Annotated in this window: 18 protein-coding genes; 10 read left to right on the top strand and 8 right to left on the bottom strand. The window is 67.0% G+C overall.

Features of this window, described 5'->3' with window-relative positions:
- Nucleotides 1-5: 5 nt before the first annotated feature.
- The 3 genes from thrC to NDI85_RS14140 all read left to right on the top strand — a co-directional run bounded on the left by thrC (nucleotide 6) and on the right by NDI85_RS14140 (nucleotide 3,051).
- Entirely contained in the window at nucleotides 6-1,268 is a 1,263-nt protein-coding gene (thrC, locus tag NDI85_RS14150; RefSeq protein ID WP_310916158.1) for a threonine synthase, read from the top strand.
- A gap of 137 nt (nucleotides 1,269-1,405) precedes the next feature.
- Nucleotides 1,406-2,071: a DUF4166 domain-containing protein gene (locus NDI85_RS14145; RefSeq protein ID WP_189001698.1), complete on the top strand. Its 666-nt coding sequence runs from the start codon at nucleotides 1,406-1,408 to the stop codon at nucleotides 2,069-2,071.
- Complete coding sequence (locus NDI85_RS14140) at nucleotides 2,068-3,051, top strand: YndJ family protein (protein WP_310916157.1); 984 nt, start codon at nucleotides 2,068-2,070, stop codon at nucleotides 3,049-3,051. Before NDI85_RS14145 ends, NDI85_RS14140 begins: the two co-directional genes overlap by 4 nt.
- 196 nt (nucleotides 3,052-3,247) lie before the next feature.
- On the opposite strand, the gene NDI85_RS14135 is transcribed toward NDI85_RS14140, so the two are convergent.
- Nucleotides 3,248-3,652, bottom strand: coding sequence for a hypothetical protein (locus tag NDI85_RS14135; RefSeq protein ID WP_310916156.1), 405 nt, complete (start codon nucleotides 3,650-3,652; stop codon nucleotides 3,248-3,250).
- Between the two features lie 143 nt (nucleotides 3,653-3,795).
- Here NDI85_RS14135 and NDI85_RS14130 point away from each other — a divergent pair, with 143 nt between their 5' ends.
- The gene (locus NDI85_RS14130; protein WP_310916155.1) at nucleotides 3,796-4,971 is read left to right on the top strand and encodes an aspartate kinase; all 1,176 of its coding nucleotides are present in this window, start codon (nucleotides 3,796-3,798) and stop codon (nucleotides 4,969-4,971) included.
- Between the two features lie 150 nt (nucleotides 4,972-5,121).
- Here NDI85_RS14130 and NDI85_RS14125 read toward each other — a convergent pair whose 3' ends face one another.
- The 5 genes from NDI85_RS14125 to NDI85_RS14105 all read right to left on the bottom strand — a co-directional run bounded on the left by NDI85_RS14125 (nucleotide 5,122) and on the right by NDI85_RS14105 (nucleotide 8,622).
- A complete protein-coding gene (locus tag NDI85_RS14125) occupies nucleotides 5,122-5,940 on the bottom strand; it encodes a helix-turn-helix domain-containing protein (RefSeq protein ID WP_310916154.1) in 819 nt (272 codons plus the stop codon).
- Nucleotides 5,941-5,952: 12 nt separating this feature from the next.
- The gene (locus NDI85_RS14120) at nucleotides 5,953-6,183 is read right to left on the bottom strand and encodes a hypothetical protein (protein ID WP_310916153.1); all 231 of its coding nucleotides are present in this window, start codon (nucleotides 6,181-6,183) and stop codon (nucleotides 5,953-5,955) included.
- A gap of 315 nt (nucleotides 6,184-6,498) precedes the next feature.
- Nucleotides 6,499-7,017 (bottom strand): AsnC family transcriptional regulator, encoded by a 519-nt coding sequence (locus NDI85_RS14115; RefSeq protein ID WP_310916152.1) that lies wholly within the window; start codon nucleotides 7,015-7,017, stop codon nucleotides 6,499-6,501.
- 229 nt (nucleotides 7,018-7,246) lie between these two features.
- Nucleotides 7,247-7,936 carry a metallophosphoesterase gene (locus NDI85_RS14110; RefSeq protein WP_189001691.1) on the bottom strand — a complete coding sequence of 230 codons (690 nt, stop codon included), beginning with the start codon at nucleotides 7,934-7,936 and terminating at the stop codon, nucleotides 7,247-7,249.
- A 77-nt stretch (nucleotides 7,937-8,013) separates the two neighbouring features.
- On the bottom strand, nucleotides 8,014-8,622 hold the full coding sequence (locus NDI85_RS14105) for an IMP cyclohydrolase (RefSeq protein ID WP_310916151.1): 609 nt from the start codon (nucleotides 8,620-8,622) through the stop codon (nucleotides 8,014-8,016).
- 37 nt (nucleotides 8,623-8,659) lie between these two features.
- Here NDI85_RS14105 and NDI85_RS14100 point away from each other — a divergent pair, with 37 nt between their 5' ends.
- Together NDI85_RS14100 and NDI85_RS14095 are read left to right on the top strand one after the other, a co-directional pair.
- A complete protein-coding gene (locus NDI85_RS14100; RefSeq protein WP_189001687.1) occupies nucleotides 8,660-9,301 on the top strand; it encodes a homing endonuclease associated repeat-containing protein in 642 nt (213 codons plus the stop codon).
- Between the two features lie 241 nt (nucleotides 9,302-9,542).
- Nucleotides 9,543-9,974, top strand: coding sequence for a universal stress protein (locus NDI85_RS14095; protein ID WP_189001684.1), 432 nt, complete (start codon nucleotides 9,543-9,545; stop codon nucleotides 9,972-9,974).
- Here NDI85_RS14095 and NDI85_RS14090 read toward each other — a convergent pair.
- On the bottom strand, nucleotides 9,971-11,155 hold the full coding sequence (locus tag NDI85_RS14090) for an inorganic phosphate transporter (protein ID WP_310916150.1): 1,185 nt from the start codon (nucleotides 11,153-11,155) through the stop codon (nucleotides 9,971-9,973). The two genes, NDI85_RS14095 and NDI85_RS14090, sit on opposite strands and share 4 nt — an antisense overlap.
- A 116-nt stretch (nucleotides 11,156-11,271) precedes the next feature.
- Nucleotides 11,272-11,928 carry a lactate utilization protein gene (locus NDI85_RS14085; protein WP_310916149.1) on the bottom strand — a complete coding sequence of 219 codons (657 nt, stop codon included), beginning with the start codon at nucleotides 11,926-11,928 and terminating at the stop codon, nucleotides 11,272-11,274.
- Between the two features lie 123 nt (nucleotides 11,929-12,051).
- Between NDI85_RS14085 and NDI85_RS14080 the strand changes: the two genes are divergently transcribed.
- The 4 genes from NDI85_RS14080 to NDI85_RS14065 all read left to right on the top strand — a co-directional run bounded on the left by NDI85_RS14080 (nucleotide 12,052) and on the right by NDI85_RS14065 (nucleotide 16,811).
- On the top strand, nucleotides 12,052-12,399 hold the full coding sequence (locus NDI85_RS14080; RefSeq protein ID WP_310916148.1) for a metalloregulator ArsR/SmtB family transcription factor: 348 nt from the start codon (nucleotides 12,052-12,054) through the stop codon (nucleotides 12,397-12,399).
- Nucleotides 12,392-13,201 carry an arsenite methyltransferase gene (arsM, locus tag NDI85_RS14075; protein WP_310916147.1) on the top strand — a complete coding sequence of 270 codons (810 nt, stop codon included), beginning with the start codon at nucleotides 12,392-12,394 and terminating at the stop codon, nucleotides 13,199-13,201. Before NDI85_RS14080 ends, arsM begins: the two co-directional genes overlap by 8 nt.
- A gap of 84 nt (nucleotides 13,202-13,285) precedes the next feature.
- The gene (gene leuS / locus NDI85_RS14070; protein ID WP_310916146.1) at nucleotides 13,286-15,952 is read left to right on the top strand and encodes a leucine--tRNA ligase; all 2,667 of its coding nucleotides are present in this window, start codon (nucleotides 13,286-13,288) and stop codon (nucleotides 15,950-15,952) included.
- A gap of 202 nt (nucleotides 15,953-16,154) precedes the next feature.
- The gene (locus NDI85_RS14065) at nucleotides 16,155-16,811 is read left to right on the top strand and encodes a cupin domain-containing protein (protein ID WP_189001672.1); all 657 of its coding nucleotides are present in this window, start codon (nucleotides 16,155-16,157) and stop codon (nucleotides 16,809-16,811) included.
- Nucleotides 16,812-16,827 lie beyond the last annotated feature (16 nt).

Genomic DNA, 16,827 nt, shown 5'->3' with positions numbered 1-16,827 from the left:
GAACAATGGCTGATCTGCAACTCACCGACGACGTGCCGTCGGCGGCCGACGACGGCGTCTGGCTCGCCTGCATCGAGTGCGGCGAGTCGTTCGCGCCCTTCGAGGACGTCCGCTACACCTGCGACCACTGCGACGGCCTGCTGGAGGTCCGGTACGCCGACCTGCCTACCTTCGAGGACTTCGAGGGCGAGGGGTCGGGCGTCTGGCGCTACCACGACGCGCTGCCGTTCGACGTCGGCGTCACCCTCCCGGAGGGGAACACGCCGCTCCACCGCGTCCCGCGCATCGAGGACGAGGTGGGCGTCGAGAGCCTCCGCGTCAAACACGAGGGGATGAACCCCACCGGGTCGTTCAAGGACCGCGGCATGACCGTCGGCGTCCGGGTCGCCAAAGAGGTCGGCGTCGGCCGACTGGCCTGTGCCTCGACCGGGAACACCTCCGCGGCGCTCGCGGCCTACGGCGCCCGCGGCGGGATGGAGACGCTCGTCTTGCTTCCCGCCGGAAAGGTCGCCGCCGGTAAGATCGCGCAGGCGGCCCTACACAAGGCCCGCATCCTCGAAGTCGACGGCAACTTCGACCAGTGTCTCGACATCGTACAGGACCTCGCTCAGCGCGGCGAGGCGTACCTCCTGAACTCGCTGAACCCGTTCCGCCTAGAGGGCCAGAAGACGATCGGCCTCGAAATCATGGAGGAGCACTACGCCGACTACGGCGAGTACCCCGACCGCATCGTCCTGCCGGTCGGCAACGCCGGCAACACCGCGGCGCTGTACAAGTGCTTCCGCGAACTCGTCAAGGCCGGTGCCATCACCGAAGAGCAGGTGCCGAAACTCACCGGCGCACAGGCCGAGGGCGCCGCCCCGATGGTCGAGGCCATCGAGGAGGGCCTCGACGAGACCCGCCGCTGGGAGGACGTCGAGACCCGCGCGACGGCTATCCGCATCGGCAACCCCGTCAACGCCCCGAAGGCCCTGCCGGGCATCCGCGAGACCGGCGGGACGGCCGTCGCCGTCTCCGACGAGGAGATCACCGAGGCCCAGCGTGACCTCGCTGGCGAGGGCGTCGGCGTCGAACCGGCCTCCGCCGCCTCGCTCGCCGGCCTCCGGAAACTCCGCGAGCGCGGCGTCGTCGGAGACGACGAATCGGTGGTCTGTCTGACCACGGGCCACCTGCTCAAGGACCCCGACGCGGCCGCCGAGGCGGGCAACGACCCCGAACCCGTCGCCAACAGCACGGAGGCCGTACTGGAGCATCTGGCCGAGAACTGACCGACCGGCCACTCGCCGCCGGTAGCAGGCAATTCTTATCACCCGCACGGGCGAATCCAACTCGACATGGCCGATACACGCCGGGACCGACCGGACCGTCCGACGCCCACAGGCACACCTCGTGACCGGAGGGAGCGATGACCGGCGTCTACGAACGGGCGCTGGGCGAGGCGGCCGACGACCTACACCCGAAGGTCCGCGAGCGCTACAGCATCGGCACCGAAGACGGCGTCACGGTCGGTCGCGGCGAGATGGACGTCTCCCGCGGTACGCACGTCCTCCCGGCGCTGTACGCGATGACGACTCGCGACATGCTGTTTCCCGAGGCCGGCCACGATATCCCGTTCTCGGTGACGACGGTTGGCTATGACCTCGACGGCCACGAAGCGATGACGACCCGACGAACGTTCGAGTTCGGCGGCAAGACGCGGCGTTTCGACTCGGTGACGGTGTGGGACGCCGACGGCGAGCGTCTGCTCGACTTTCTGGGGCGGGGCGGCCCCATCGCCACGGAACTGCACCCTCGCGTCGAGGCCGGCGCGCTCGTCGTCGAGGCTGGCCGCCAGTGGGTCCATCTTGGTGACCACTACGTTCGGCTCCCCGGCCCCCTCGTCGCCGACGTAGAGGTCCGTGACCGCTATGACGACGCCGGCGAGTGCTACTACGTCCTCGCCACCGTCGAGAACGCGCTGGCCGGCCACATCCTCAGCTACCGAGGGTCGTTCACGCAGGAACTGACCGAGCGAGACGAGGTGGCAGACCTCCGACCGATTCGCCGCCTGCCGACGCTCCCGCCGCGATGAGCGAGTCGTTCGGCCGGGGGTCGACGGTGAGGGCAGCGGCCTCCCGGCCGACCGTCGTCGGCATCGCCGTGACCGACCTGAGCGCCGCGTTCGGCGCCCTCGTCTGGGTCGCGGCCGTCCTCGTCGCCGGCCTCGGGCCGGTCGAACGGGCGCTCACGCTCGCACCGCTCGTCCTCGTGCCCCTCGGCGTCGGCATGGCCGCGACGCCGCCGTTCGGGGGCACCGCCGGATACGCCGTCCGCGCCGCCGTCTGGCTTCAGCCAGTCGGTGCCGTCCTGTTCACGGCGTCGCTGGCACGTCCCGTCGGCGAGGTGACGGCCACCGCACTGGCCGCGCCGTGGCTCCTCGTGACCGGACTGCTCGGCCTCGCCGCCGTCGCCCGAACGCGCGCTCGCGGCGGCCTCGCACTGCCCGAGGCGGCCGTCGACGCCGGCCTCGCGTACGTCTCGGTCGGCGCGGTGGCGCTCCTGTTGTATCAGCTGGACCTCACGTTCTGGTTCGGTCGCACCATCGTCCTGCTCACGGCGGTACACTTTCACTATGCCGGGTTCGTCCTCCCGGTGCTCGTTGGGCTCTCGGGCCGCGTCCTCTCGCCGTTGTCCGGGGCGTTCTCGTCCCTCGCGGGCGTGATTCTGGTCGGCCCGGCCATCATCGCCGTCGGCATCTCGTTCTCGCCGCTCGTCGAAGTGGTGGCCGTCGGCGGCTTCACCGTCGCCGTCGCGCTGTTCGGCGGGTACGTCCTCGCTCGGGTCGCGCCGGCCCGCCCGCGAGTGCAGGGACTGTTGCTCGGCGCGTCGGCCATCGCGCTCCCGGCGTCGATGGTGCTGGCGCTGGGCTACGGCGTCGCGACGTTCTCCGGGACGGACCTCGGCCTCGACATCGCCACGATGGTGGCGCTCCACGGCTCGCTCAACGCCTTCGGCTTTGCCCTGCTGGGGCTGGTCGGGTGGCGTCTCGCGGTGCCAGCGGGCGTCGCGTGACCCGCTCTTTGGCTACTCGACTGTCAGCGACGCCTCGTGCAGGCGTTCCTGTCGAGGGCGTCCGGCGCGCCGCGGTTCCGTCGGTCGTCGCATCGTCGAGGACGCCGCTGCACTCCGCGGGGACGAACGTGACGAGGACGACGAGTGCGGCGGTGATCTGGGCCGACCGTACCGACCACCGCTCGTGGTGCGTCGACTACTGCTCGGCGCGGCTCGGTTCGAGGCGATACCGGACCGTCGGTTTCCCCTCGAACCGGGGGCCCTGTCCCGTGCGTGTAAATCCCGTCGCCTCGACGGCGGCCTCGACGGCCGACTCGCCGTCGGGGACGAGCAGTTCGACGTCCATCCGTTCTCGTTCGGCAAAGGAGATGGGTTCGTCGAGCAGTCGTTCGCAGGCGTCGGTCGACCCGGCGAGTTGCGTGACGTGGACGGTGCCCCGTTTGGCGTCGTAGCTGACGAATCCCACGATGCCCTCTGTGGTCCCGTCTGTGGCGACTCGCACCGTTCGGTCGTGGACGAGGTTGCGCATCACGTCCGGAGGACTGTCTGCGAGGTCGGCGAGACGCCCGGCGTCGGCCTCGACAGCGTCACGTATCTCCATGGCTGTGACTGTGTGCCCCACGTAAATAAACGGTGTGTCGGACAGTACCATCCGACGCCGGAATCGGGCCAGATGAACACAGTTATCCCGAGCGGCGGCGAACGCGGGGGCATGACTCAATCACACACGGCACAGGTGGTTCGATGCGCGTAGTCGCGAAGTTCGGGGGCACTAGCCTCGGCAGCGGCGACCGAATCAACCGGGCCGCAGACTCCATCGCGGCCGCGGTCCAGCAGGGTCACGAAGTCGGCGTCGTCGCCTCGGCGATGGGCAACACGACCGACGAACTGCTGGAGGGTATCGAGTACGAAGCCGCCGACGAGGACCGTGCCGAAATCGTCTCCATGGGCGAACGGACCTCCGTCCGGATGCTCAAGGGCGCACTGGCCGCCCGCGGCATCGAGGCCGTCTTCCTCGAACCCGGCAGCGAGGATTGGCCCATCATCACCGACGAGTACGGCGAGGTCGACGTCGAGGAGACGAAAAAGCGCGCTCACGCGCTGGCCGGCCAGATGAAAGACGTCGTCCCGGTCATCACCGGGTTCCTCGCGGAGGACCACGAGGGCAACGTGACGACGCTCGGCCGCGGTGGCTCCGACACGACGGCGGTGATGCTCGGCAACTACATGGACGCCGACGAAGTCGTCATCGTCACCGACGTCGAGGGCGTCATGACCGGCGACCCGCGCGTCGTCGAAGGCGCCCGGAACGTCGGCGAGATCAGCGTCGACGAACTCCGCTCGCTCTCCTTCCGCGGGGCCGAAGTCGTCGCACCCTCCGCGCTGTCGTATAAGGACGCGAACCTCGGGGTTCGGGTCACCCACTACCAGCACGGCGACCTGCTCACCGGCGGCACCTCCATCGAGGGCGAGTTCCAGAACCTCATCGACCTGCAGGAGCAACCGGTTGCCTGTGTCACCGTCGCCGGGCGCGCCATCCGCAACAGCCCCGGTATCCTCGCGGAACTGTCAAGCGCCATCGGTAACGAGGATATCAACATCGAGGCCAACTCCTCGGGGATGGACTCGCTGACCTTCTACGTCGACGCCGAGGACGCCGACGAGGTGGAGGCGCTGCTTCACGACGAAATCGTCGACGACGAGACGCTCTCCTCTGTCACCGTCGAGGACGACATCGCGGTCATCCGCGTCACCGGCGGCGACCCCAGCGACCACGCGCTTCCCTACCGCGTCACCCGACCGCTCGCCGAAGCGCACATCCACCTCTACGACGTCGTCACCTCCGCGACTTCGGTGTCGGTGTTCGTCCCGTGGGACGACCGCGAGCAGGCCCTCGAACTGGTGCAAGACGTTTTCTAGGAAACCAGCTCGCTGACTCACGGCGGTTTCTTACTGAAGGTGTCATAGAATCACTCACAGTCCCCTGAAATGTGAGCCGATGAATCGCTCACTACAGTGCCTTTCGTCATCATTCTGTTCGCGCAGTCTGGCCCGGGAACCGCTGACTGGCTACCTCACCGGGTTCGCAACGGGGAGCAGACCCGAGGATATTATTCGGCGAAGGAGGACGACGATACCGTTCTCCAGGCCGTTAGCGAAGACCGCCTGCTCATGTGATTCGTCGGGGTCGGCGTCCGGGTAGAAGGAACTGACCAACAACGTCGTGCGGTCGACCAATAGCAGGCGGCTGATGGCGATCTCGTCGTCGCTCGCGGGCCCCAGGAGCCAGTCCAATTCGGTTTCGAACACTTTCACGGATGGCAGCTCGGTACCGAGTTTGGCGATGATTGCGTCCGTCCCGCCACCGATGATCACGTCGACGCCGCGGTCGACCGCGTCGTGGAGCCGCTCGTACAACGCCTCCGTCAAAATTTCCTCCTCGACGACCAACAAGACGATCTCCGATTCGGCGTCCTCCAGCAGCGTGTGTGTTCGGGACTCGATGCCATCGTGACCGGACAGCGCCCATACCTCCTGCATTCGGCCGCTGTCGTCGACTTCCGGTTGGTAATCGAGCGCTTCGAGCTGTGACTGGAGGGTGTCGATCCGCGTGTCGTACTGTTGACGCAAGACCGCGGTCGCCTCCTCGATGCTGACCGCGCGAAACTGTTGGGGGCTGGAGTGCTGTACTTCGACCAGCCCCTTTGACTCCAGCACTCGGACGGCGTCGTACACCCGGGTCCGAGGGACCTCGGAGATCTCGCTGATTTCCTTGGCGGTCCCCCTTGAGAGTTGGGTCAATGCCAGGAAACTCCGTGCCTCGTACTCCTTCAGCCCGAGGTCCTGCAACAGACTCACCGTCTCGGCTTTACGTTGCTCAGCTGCCATTAGGTGGTCCTGTCATATCTGATTGGTTGAGAGGGCTAATTCACGCTCAGTCGGGATTTGAGTGACTGACTCTCCACATTTCGAGCAAGCGTCCATCTCCTCGCTGATGTACGTCGTCTCACAGGCAGGGCACGAAAACAGGGCCGTGGTGGCCTCGTCCTCGGAGTCGTCGCGAGCGGACGGTGTCTCGGCCTGTGTGGGCCCACCGAGTCGGGAGAGCCACGTGTTGAGACGCCGGCTCATTGGGTTATGGCCACCCCGCGGGCAGTTTGTCTTCGTGGTCGGCCATCAACCGGAGAAACGGCGCGATCTCGTCGAGGGAGTCCGGGACGTACCGACGAACGCGATCTGCCAATGTACTACAATTATTGGATACCGCCTCGGTTGATTCGGACATACCGTGGCAAGAACGAGCTAGCGAATAAGTCCTTCCACTCAAATGACCTACACATTTGCAAAATCCAACCTCAAACAGTTATTTGTGGATATATTGAAACTCAGACGTGGGGACCGAGCCAATAGACACGAATATATTTGAAAATTTCAAGCGATTCTCGACTATCCTTGATCGGTGACCGACCCGTCGTCGATCTCGTCCTGGCGCGCGTCGGGGCCCGGTCGTGGATAGAAGTGGTCCCATGGCTGGACCCGTGTCTCGGAGATGATCTCAGAACTGTTGATCGTCAAGCCCAAGTCCGCTAGTTCGTTGCGGATCTCTTCGATCTCTCCGACCGTATCGGCGACGACCTCGACGTGGACATTTCGTTCGCCCCCAAGCAAATCGCGGGTGGTCACCACACCGCGAACGTCGAGGATCTCTTCGGTCATCGAGTCCAGCTTGTTCGGATTGACCGTGCAGACGAACATGACGTGGAGAGGGTAGCCCGCTTGCTCGTAGTTGATCTCGGGACGATAGCCCCGAATCACGCCCCCGTCTTCGAGTTTGTCGAGCCGATTCCGGACCGTCGTGGAGGTCACATCCACCTTCTCGGCGATCTCCGTATCGGTCTGGCGGGCGTTGAGTTGGAGTTGGTGCAGGATGCTCCGGTCCACGTCGTCGATTTGAATGCCGTCCATACCGTGTCCTTGGACGGGCCGACTGAAAAGTCCGCACGGGTCCTTCACTAGCATAGATTGAAGCAGTTCGTCCGATACCTCCGCACACCTACTGCACAGAAGATCCACGCGCTATTATCCGAAACCAAGGCTCTGTGAAAAGTTGTATGACACTCTCTATCGGGGTCTATTGCTGTGTCGCCGGGCCGGGACTGTCCGAGTGCGACGTCCCGCGGTCCAGACCGACCATTTACCGCCCTTGGGTCAGTCGGAACCCGATTTTCCGGGGGAGGCCGGCGTCCTCGACGGCGTGGACGACTTCGGTGGTGTCGTACTCGACGCGGCGGTCCACGACGGTCATCGAATCGAGGTCGAGGACGGCGTAGGCGGCGCGGTGGTCGCCGTCACGCGGTTGCCCGACGCTCCCGGGGTTCATCACGACACCCTCGTCGTACACCTCGTGGTGCTGGTGGTGGGTGTGGCCCATCACGAGGACGTCCTCCTCGCCGAGGAGGTCTGGCCCGAACTCGTCGGGGTAGGTGTAGTGGTCCGGGTCCTCGGGGTGGCCGTGGACGAGTTTCACCCGGTCGTTACACGTCAGGCGTTCGTCGGGGAGGCCTGCGAGCCAGTCGAGTTGCGCCTCGTCGAGTTGCTCGCGGGCGTGTTCGACGCCGGCCTGTGCCATCCCGTTGAACGCGAACGGCGTCTCGCCGGCGACGGCCCGGTCGTGGTTGCCCATCACTGTCGGCACCTCGCTGTCGGGCCAGTAGTCCTCGCCGTCCAGCAGTCCGCGCATCGCGTCGACGCAGTCGGCGTGCCACGGGTTGTACCCGACGACGTCGCCCGCACAGACTAGCCGGTCGACCGACGGCATGTCCGCGAGCACCGCTTCTAGGGCCACCCGGTTGCCGTGGATGTCAGAGAGAACGCCTACCTTCATTGTGTGGTTCTAGCGGGTGAGGGGTCTTGAGTGTCGGCACTGCATCACGTATTGTGGTGACCGGCCGACTGCGGCCGTCACTCGCCGTTGTACACCGAGACGTCGAAGTCGCCGGCCGCGCCGTTGACGCCGGCCGCACAGACCGCGTGTTCGAACTCGTGGTCGTACACCTCGCGGGCGGCCGCCTCGGCGGCCGTCGCGTCGAGGTCGAACGCCGTCGGGCTATCCTCTTCGTAGGTGGCCACGAGCGTCGGTTCGGTGACCTCCTCGACGAGGAGGGCGTCTCGACGGACGGTGCCGACGACCGCGCCCGGACCGTCGGCGTTCGTCGTGGGGTCCTCGGCGTCGACGCCGACGATGCCGGCGATGCGGGGCGTGTCGTAGTCGTCCTTCTCGAAGTCAAGCGAGAGCAGCGGTTCGGCGAGGGCGTCCCGTGCGGGGTAGCCCAGTTCGAGTTTCTCCGCGATCGGGTCGACGTGCGAGCCGTTGCCGACCACGGCACCGCGGTCGGTCACGCGGACGCCGTTGTAGGAGATGTAGGGGTTGTCCGTCTCCGGTGCGTCCGGAGTCGGTTCGACGGTGACGGTCCCGTCTCGCTGTACTGCCTGCCGGTTCGGGAACGACCGCGAGGAGACGCGGTAGGCGCCTACCTCGGGGCCGACGACGACGAAGCGTCCGACGTACATACCCGACGGTGGCGGCCAGCCCGCAAAAGCCGTGTCGATGTCCGGGCGAGGGTTCAACTACCGACGGGCGGCCAGCCACGCCGTGACGAGCGAACACGACTGCGTCCGGGCGCTCCGCCACGCCGCCGCCCGACTCGGCGAATCTCCGACGAAAGTCCAGTACGAGGCGCTCGGCCTGACGCCGGCGTCGGGAACCATTCAGCGGGTGATGGGTGGGTGGAACGCCGCCAAGGAGGCGGCGGGGCTGGCGACGAACTACTCGCGCGGGAGTCGCGTCCAGGCGAAACCCGAAGACGTCGACCTGCCCGAGGGACTGGCGTGGGCCGACCTGAGTCAGGACCAGCGCTGGCACTACAGGCATCGGGAAACGAACCGTCGACGGACGCTAACCAGACGGGCCCGACATCGGGCGTGGGTCCACGAACAGAAACGCGACGGCGAGGGATGTGCCCGCTGTGGCGAGACGGATCCCGCCTGTCTCGACTTCCACCACCGCGACGACGCCGACAAGGAGATGACCGTCTCCGAGATGGTCACTCACGGCTACGCCAAATCGAAGCTACGTGCCGAGATGGCGAAGTGCGTCGTTCTCTGTGCCAACTGTCATCGGAAAGAACACTACGAGAAACCACCGCACGTCCGACCGCCCGACGGCACCTCGTCGGATGCCGACGACTGACACGCCAACTCGAGTCCGCAACACTGAAATACAGCAGCCGGCTATACGGTAGTGTACGTCGCTGAGCGAAACCAGTGACGAACGTGTCAAAGTTCCGTGGGGTAGTGGCCAATCCTGTTGCCTTCTGGGGGCAACGACGGAAGTTCGAATCTTCCCGGAACTACTCTCCTCCGTTCACTAACTCGCGAGCGATAGCGCCGTCACCACCCGACTTCTTGTACGTCCCCACACGAGGTGAGATATGGCGCCCGAACACGTCCTCGTTCCGCTCGATGGCTCGCCGCTGGCCGACGAGGCGCTGGTCCACGCCCTAGAGACGTTCGACTGTCGGCTGACGGTGCTGAACGTCGTCGCGCCGCTGGACAGCGCCATGAGCGAGGGCGGGATTCTCGAACCGGGCGAGGAGCGCCGCGAGGAGGCGACAGCACGGGCCGACCGCCTCGTCGAACGGGCCGAACGCCGCGCCGCCGACGTCGACCGCACCGTCGAGACGGCGGTGGAGACGGGCGATCCCGCCGAGACGATTCTCGACTACGCCGCGGCCAACGACGTCGACCAGATCGTGATGGGCGGACACGGCGGAGACCGGAACGAACTGGCCCGCCGACTGCTCGGGACGGTGGCGACGGCCGTCGTGGACGAGGCCCCGGTGACGGTGACCGTCGTCCGCTAGCCCAGTACCGTCGCGAACGCCCGGTAGAGGCCGAACCCGACGGCGACAGAACTGACGAGGGTGAGCACCCAGAAGCCGACCGTCACTCCGATCTTACGGCGGGAGACGCCCGCCGACCCGCCGGCGAGGCCGCCGCCGATGACCCCCGAGATGATGATGTTGTTGAACGAGATGGGGATACCCAGCGCGATGGCCGTCTGGGCGATGATAAAGCCCGGGACCAGTGCGGCGATGGAGCGCCTGACCCCGAGTTGGGCGTACTCGCGGGCGGTGGCCTGTAACAGTCTGGGCGCGCCCATCCACGCGCCGCCGAGGATGCCGACGGCACCGAGGCCGAGCAACAGCAGGCCCGGAAGGCCCAGTTCCACGCGGTAGAGGTTTTCGAGGGGCCCGGTCGCCAGTCCGACCTGGCTCCCGCCGCTGGAGAAGGCGACGACGCTCCCGAGGACGACGAGAAACGTCTTGATGCCCTTATCGACCGACTGCTGGGTGCGCCGACGGATGAACAGGAAACTCGCGACGGCCGCGAGGGCCGTCGCGAGGACGGTGATGCCGGGCAGGGGGACGAGCATCGCGAAGAACCCGGCGATGGAGTTCTGCGTGGCGTCGGCCGGCGCGGGGATGACGCTCAACTGCACGTTGGCGACGATGCCGCCCACGACGGCCGCAAGCAGTGGGACGCCGACCGTCTCGGGGATGTCGTCACGGCGAAGTATCGTGGCGGTGAGGTACGCCAGCCCACCGGAGACCGGCGGGACGAGAACCCAGAACGTCGCGATTTGCCGGTAGGTGTCGAAGACGGGCGCGCCGCCCAGCGAGAGGCCGACGCCGACCATCGCGCCCGTCGTCGCGAACGCGGCGGGAACGGGGTAGCCGCTGTAGATGCCAAAGGCCATGAACAGCGTGGCCGTCAGCAGGCCGGTCGTCGCCGCGAGCGACGTGATCTGGACGCCGTCGATGAGTCCAGCACCGACCGTCTCGGAGATGCTCCCGCCTTGCGTGAGCGCGCCCAACGCCGCGAGGATGCCGATGAGGAAGGCCGCTCGCATCGTCGAGATGGCGTTGGCGCCGATGGCCGGCGCGAACGGCGGCGAGTTGCTGTTGGCGCCGAGCGTCCACGCGGTCACGAGTCCCGTGACCGTCGCGAGGACGACCAGCGCCCAGAAGACGAGTCCCGCCACCGACGACTCAGCCCTCCCGGTCCGCTCGCGTCGTGTTCATTGGCGAGCGTTCACGCGCCCGCCCGATAAACGTTCCCGCGGCTGGCGGTCGCGTCAGTGAACGGGAGAACGCGTGTTCAGTAGCCGAGCGACTCGCGGACGAGGACGACTGTCGTGCGTCCCTCCTCGGCCTCCTGTCGGTAGACGAGTTGTTTCGCGATGACGCTCCCCGCGCCGTAGGCGTCCTGTGCGCGGGCGTCTTCGAGCGGATACGCCACGTCTTCGAGGCGGTCCAGCGCGGTGTCTAGGTCCCCAACGATCTTGTTCGTCCCGGCGACCAGCAGGAGGTTCTCGGCGGCGAAGGGGTAGGCCCCGATACGGCTGCCGGAGGCGTCGGCGGCGACGAGTTCGCCGGTCTGTGCGATGGCGTTGACGCTCCCGAGGAAGTAGTCGCTGGCCTGTGCCTCCCGCCGGGCGCGCTGGCGTTCTTCGTCGTCGTCGATGCCGTAGACCTCGCTGTGGACGTTCTCCCACTCGTGGTCGCCCTCGGTGAGGTACTCCACGAACCCGATTTCTTCGAGCGTCGTGGAGTGGCCGTCCATCACGGACGCTCCGGGGGGTATCCGCGCCTGTATCTCGTCGAGTGCGGCCTCGCCGTCCTCAACCACGACGACGTCGAACCCGTTGGCTTCGAGGTTCTCGATGGCCGCGTCGAGTTCGTCGTCGCTGGGTCGGTCGTCGAGCGATTCGTCGTAGGACACCGCGTCGGCGTAGTCGTCCTTGCGTTGGGACATACCGATACCGTCGCGTCTCGGGGTGAAAAGCGCTCGCGGACGCCGTTGTTACCGGGTGACGGCGGTGTTACCGTCGGCGTCGACACACTCATATGCACGTATGCTCATATGTAGGGTCGAACAATGAGCCAGAACCCTACGACCGACGACCGGGAGTGCTGTGCGCCACTCGAACACGACGTCGACGGGCGGCAGTTCGCGGCCCACGTCCGTCTGCTCTCGGGGGCCGGCAACGACACTCGCTACGAACTACTGCGACTGCTGGCCGCCGCGGAGGGCGAAGTCTGTGCCTGTGAACTCCCTGAGGCGGTCGGTCTGAGCCAGAGCGCAGTGAGCCACGCGCTCTCGACGCTGTACGACGCCGGTCTCGTAACGCGCGAGAAGGACGGTCGCTGGCGCTACTACGGTCTGACTCCGGCCGCCGAGTCGCTCATCGAGACGCTCGACGAGATACACCCAGACCATGACTGACACCGACTCCACCGCTTCGACTGCACGGACCGCCGACGAACAGCGACGCATCGTCCGGGAACGCTACGCCGCAATCGCCGCCGACAGCAGCGGGTGCTGCGACGAGGGCGAGACGGACGGGAGGGCGACCGACGAGATGGCCCGCAAACTCGGGTACGACGACGGTGAGATAGGGGACGTGGCGGGTGACGCGAACCTCGGCCTCGGGTGTGGCAACCCGCAGGCTATCGCCGACCTCGAAGAGGGAGAGACGGTGTTGGACCTCGGGTCGGGTGCCGGATTCGACTGCTTTCTGGCGGCCGACGCCGTCGGCCCGCAGGGTCGCGTCGTCGGCGTGGACATGACTCCGGAGATGGTCGAGAAGGCACGCGAGAACGCCGCCGAGAACGACGCCGACCACGTCTCCTTCCGCCTCGGCGAAATCGAACACCTCCCGGTCGCCGACGGGACGGTCGACGTGGTCATCTCGAACTGCGTCGTCAACCTCTCGCCCGACAAGCCGCAGGTGTTCCGCGAGGCGTTCCGGGCGCTGCGACCCGGCGGCCGGATTGCCATCTCCGACGTGGTCCAGACCGCCGAGTTCCCGCCCGAGATTACGCGTGACCCCGAGTCGCTCGCGGCTTGCGTGGCCGGCGCGTCGACCGTCGATGCGCTCGAAACGATGCTCGAAGAGGCCGGGTTCGAGGCAATCGACATCCGTCCGAAGGACGACAGCGACGAGTTCGTCCGCGAGTGGGCCGACGACTACGACCCCAGCGACTACCTCGTCTCCGCGAGCATCGAGGCTCGAAAGCCGAACTAGCGCCGTCGGGACGGGATTCGGGCCAGCGGCCACCCGTGCTAGCCGAACACTCATGTGTCACGCCGTCCCACTCCGAGGTATCGAATGTCGCGCCGCTACGACCACGCACGGGTCAAGGAGTACTGGCAGCACGTCTGGGACCGGGAGGGCGTCTACGACTGCCCCGACGACGCCGACGACCCGACCTACGTGCTGGGGATGTTTCCCTACACCTCCGGCTCGTTGCACATGGGCCACATCCGAAACTACGCCATCACCGACGCCTACGCCCGCTACCGCCGGATGGCGGGCGACGACGTGCTCCACCCGATGGGGTGGGACGCCTTCGGCCTCCCGGCCGAGAACGCGGCCTACGAGCGCGACACCGACCCCGAGTCGTGGACGCGGGCCTGCATCGAGCGGATGCGCGGCGACTTAGAGGAGATGGGCTTTGGCTACGACTGGAGTCGGGAGATAACGACCTGCGACCCAGAGTACTACCGGTGGAACCAGTGGCTGTTTACCCGCCTGCACGAGGCCGGCCTCGTCTCCTACGACTCGGCGACGGTCAACTGGTGTCCCGACTGCGAGACGGTGCTGGCCGACGCACAGGTCGAGACCGAGGCGGACGGCGGCCACGACCACAGTCACGGCGGCGTCTGCTGGCGGTGTGGCACCGCCGTCGAACAGCGCGACCTGGACCAGTGGTTCCTCACCATCACCGACTACGCCGACGAACTGTACGACGGCCTCGACGACTTAGACGGGTGGCCCGAGGGCGTCCGTGACAGCCAGCGCAACTGGATCGGCCGACAGGAGGGAGCCCGCGTCACCTTCACGGTCGACGGCCACGACGTGGACGCCTTCACCACGAGGCTGGACACCGTCTACGGCGCGACGTACCTCGCGCTCGCTCCGGGCCACGAGGTGGTCGGCGAACTGACCGAGCGAGACGAGGCCGTCGCCGAGTACGTCGAGTCGGTCGCCAGCACGGACGACGCGGGTCTCAGCGGCGTCGAGACGGACCTCACCGCGACCCACCCCTACACCGGCGAGGAGATACCCGTCTACGTCGCCGCCTACGTCTTAGACGACGTGGGCACCGGCGCGGTCATGGGCGTGCCCGCCCACAACGACCGAGACCACGCCTTCGCCAGCGAGCACGACCTGCCGGTCGAGCAGGTGGTCGAACCCGTCGACGGAACCGGTACGAACCTACCCGAGGAGCCCTACACCGACGACGGGATGCTCACCGACAGCGGCGAGTACGACGGCCTCGCGAGTACGGCCGCTCGCGACCGCCTACTCGAACACGACGCCGCCGCGGAGGCGACGACCTACCGCCTGCGGGACTGGCTCATCTCCCGCCAGCGCTACTGGGGGACGCCGATTCCGATGGTCCACTGCGACGACTGCGGCCGGGTGCCGGTCCCCGACGGGGACCTGCCCGTCGAACTGCCCGAGTACGTCCAGACCACGGGCAATCCGCTGGACGCCGCCGAGGAGTGGAAACGGACCGAGTGCCCCGACTGCGGCCGGGACGCCGTGCGCGAGACGGACACGATGGACACGTTCGTCGACTCCTCGTGGTACTTCCTGCGCTATCTCTCGCCGCATAGCGAGGCGAGCGGTGAAACCGCGAGCCAAGCGGACGCCCCCTTCGACCAGCAGACCGCGGACGAGTGGCTCCCGGTCGACGTCTACGTCGGCGGCGAGGAACACGCCGTCCTCCACCTGCTGTACATCCGCTTTTTCACGCGGGCGCTCGCGGATCTGGGCCTGTTGAACCGCCGGGAACCGGTCGACCGACTCATCAATCAGGGGACGGTCCTCCACAGCGGCGAGAAGATGTCCAAGTCGAAGGGCAACGCCGTCGCGCCCCACGAGTACGGCGCCGAGACCACTCGGTTGTTCGTCCTCTCGGCGGCCCACCCCGAACAGGACTTCGAGTGGACGGTCAAGGACGTCTCGACGGCCTACGAGTTCCAGCAGACCCTCTACGGGATGGTCAGCGACTACGTGGAGGGCCGCGAGACCCGAACCGAGAGCGCGCCCCACGACGCCTATCTCGAACGCGAGATAGACCGGACTATCGCCGCCGTCACCGAGGAGTACGACCGCTTCCGGTTCCACCGCGTCGTCGGCGAACTCCAGCGGTTCGCCCGCCTGCTCCGCCGATACGCGGGCTACGACACGCCCTACCGCTTCGCCTACAGTCGCGGCCTGCGGGTGCTGACGAAACTGGTCGCGCCAATCGCGCCGTACCTCGCCGAGGAACTGTGGCACCTGCTGGACGAGGAGGGCCTCGTCGTCGAGTCGCCGTGGCCCGAATCGCTACGGGACGTCGCGGAGTTCCGCATCGAGCGCCAACTCGTCCGGACGACGCTCGACGACGTGCGCGACATCACCGACGTCGTCGACATCGCGGACCCGAACGAAATCGAGGTGGTGGTCGCCGAGGACTGGAAGTACCGGGCCTACAGTATCGCACAGGACGCCGACCCCGGCGACGCAGTCGTCGGCGAAATCATGGGCGAGGCGTCGATACAGGCCCACGGCGACGCCGCCGCCGACTACGCCGCCGACCTCGCCGAACAGGGCGCCGGCCTCGAACCCGTCGTCGACGGCGACCGGGAACTCGAAGTGCTCTCGCAGGCCGCGTGGCTGTTCGAGGACGAGTTCGGGGCCGACGTGACGGTACGGCGGGCCGACGGCGACGACGAACTAGCGCGGAAAGCCCGGCCCAACAAGCCTGCAATACATATCTCTTGAGGCGGAACCGGGCACGTACGCCAGATTCGGGCCGGACGTCGCGCGAGTCACAGCGGCCCCGGTAACGTCGTCTTAGCGACGGTCACGTTCCCTTGTCACACGGTATCTCGATGCAACTACGAGCGCAAATATGTCTGTGACCGTATAACTACGTTCGGTCGTGACGCCGCTCTATTCGGGCGGTTTCGCCCCGGAGAATGCCATGACACGAGACGACGAACCACTGACACACGGCGACACCGGTGCTCTTGCCCCCGACGAGTCACGCGACCGGGACACCGACGCGGGCCACTTCGCTGCGCTCCCGTTCCTGCGGCGCGACTTCCTCTCGGACTCCGCGAAACTCGGTGCCGGCGCGCTCGCGCTCTCCTCGAGCGGCGTCGCCGCCGCGCAGGCCGACGACGGACAGACAGACGACGGCCAGACCGGCGGCGGACAGGTCGACCAGCCAGAAGGCCTGAGCATCGAGGTTCTCGCCCCGCATGCGGGCTTCACCGACGACGTGGGGATGGCGCTCGGCGTCACCTTCGAACAGGGCGGCGACGAAGCCGCGTTCGTCCGTGACGCCTCCACCATCGTCCTCGCTCGGGTGACGCTGGAGCCGGGCGGGACGACCGGGTGGCACACCCATCCGGGTCCGGTCGTCGTCACCCTCGTCGAAGGCGAACTCGAGGTCGTCTTTTCCCACACCTGCACCACCCACACCTACGCGGCCGGTGAGGCGTTCGTCGACCCCGGCGGCCACGAAGAAGTCGCGAGGAACCCGAGCGACACGCAACGAGCGGTCGCCTACGCGCTGTTCTTCGCCGTCCCCGACGGCGAGTCGCCGACGACACACGTCGAGCCACAGGACTGCTGAGTCCGGCACTCGTTCG

It is taken from the genome of Haloarcula sp. S1AR25-4, from assembly GCF_031624555.1.
GTDB classification, from domain to species: domain Archaea; phylum Halobacteriota; class Halobacteria; order Halobacteriales; family Haloarculaceae; genus Haloarcula; species Haloarcula pellucida.
This window is presented reverse-complemented; position numbering and strand designations above follow the sequence as displayed.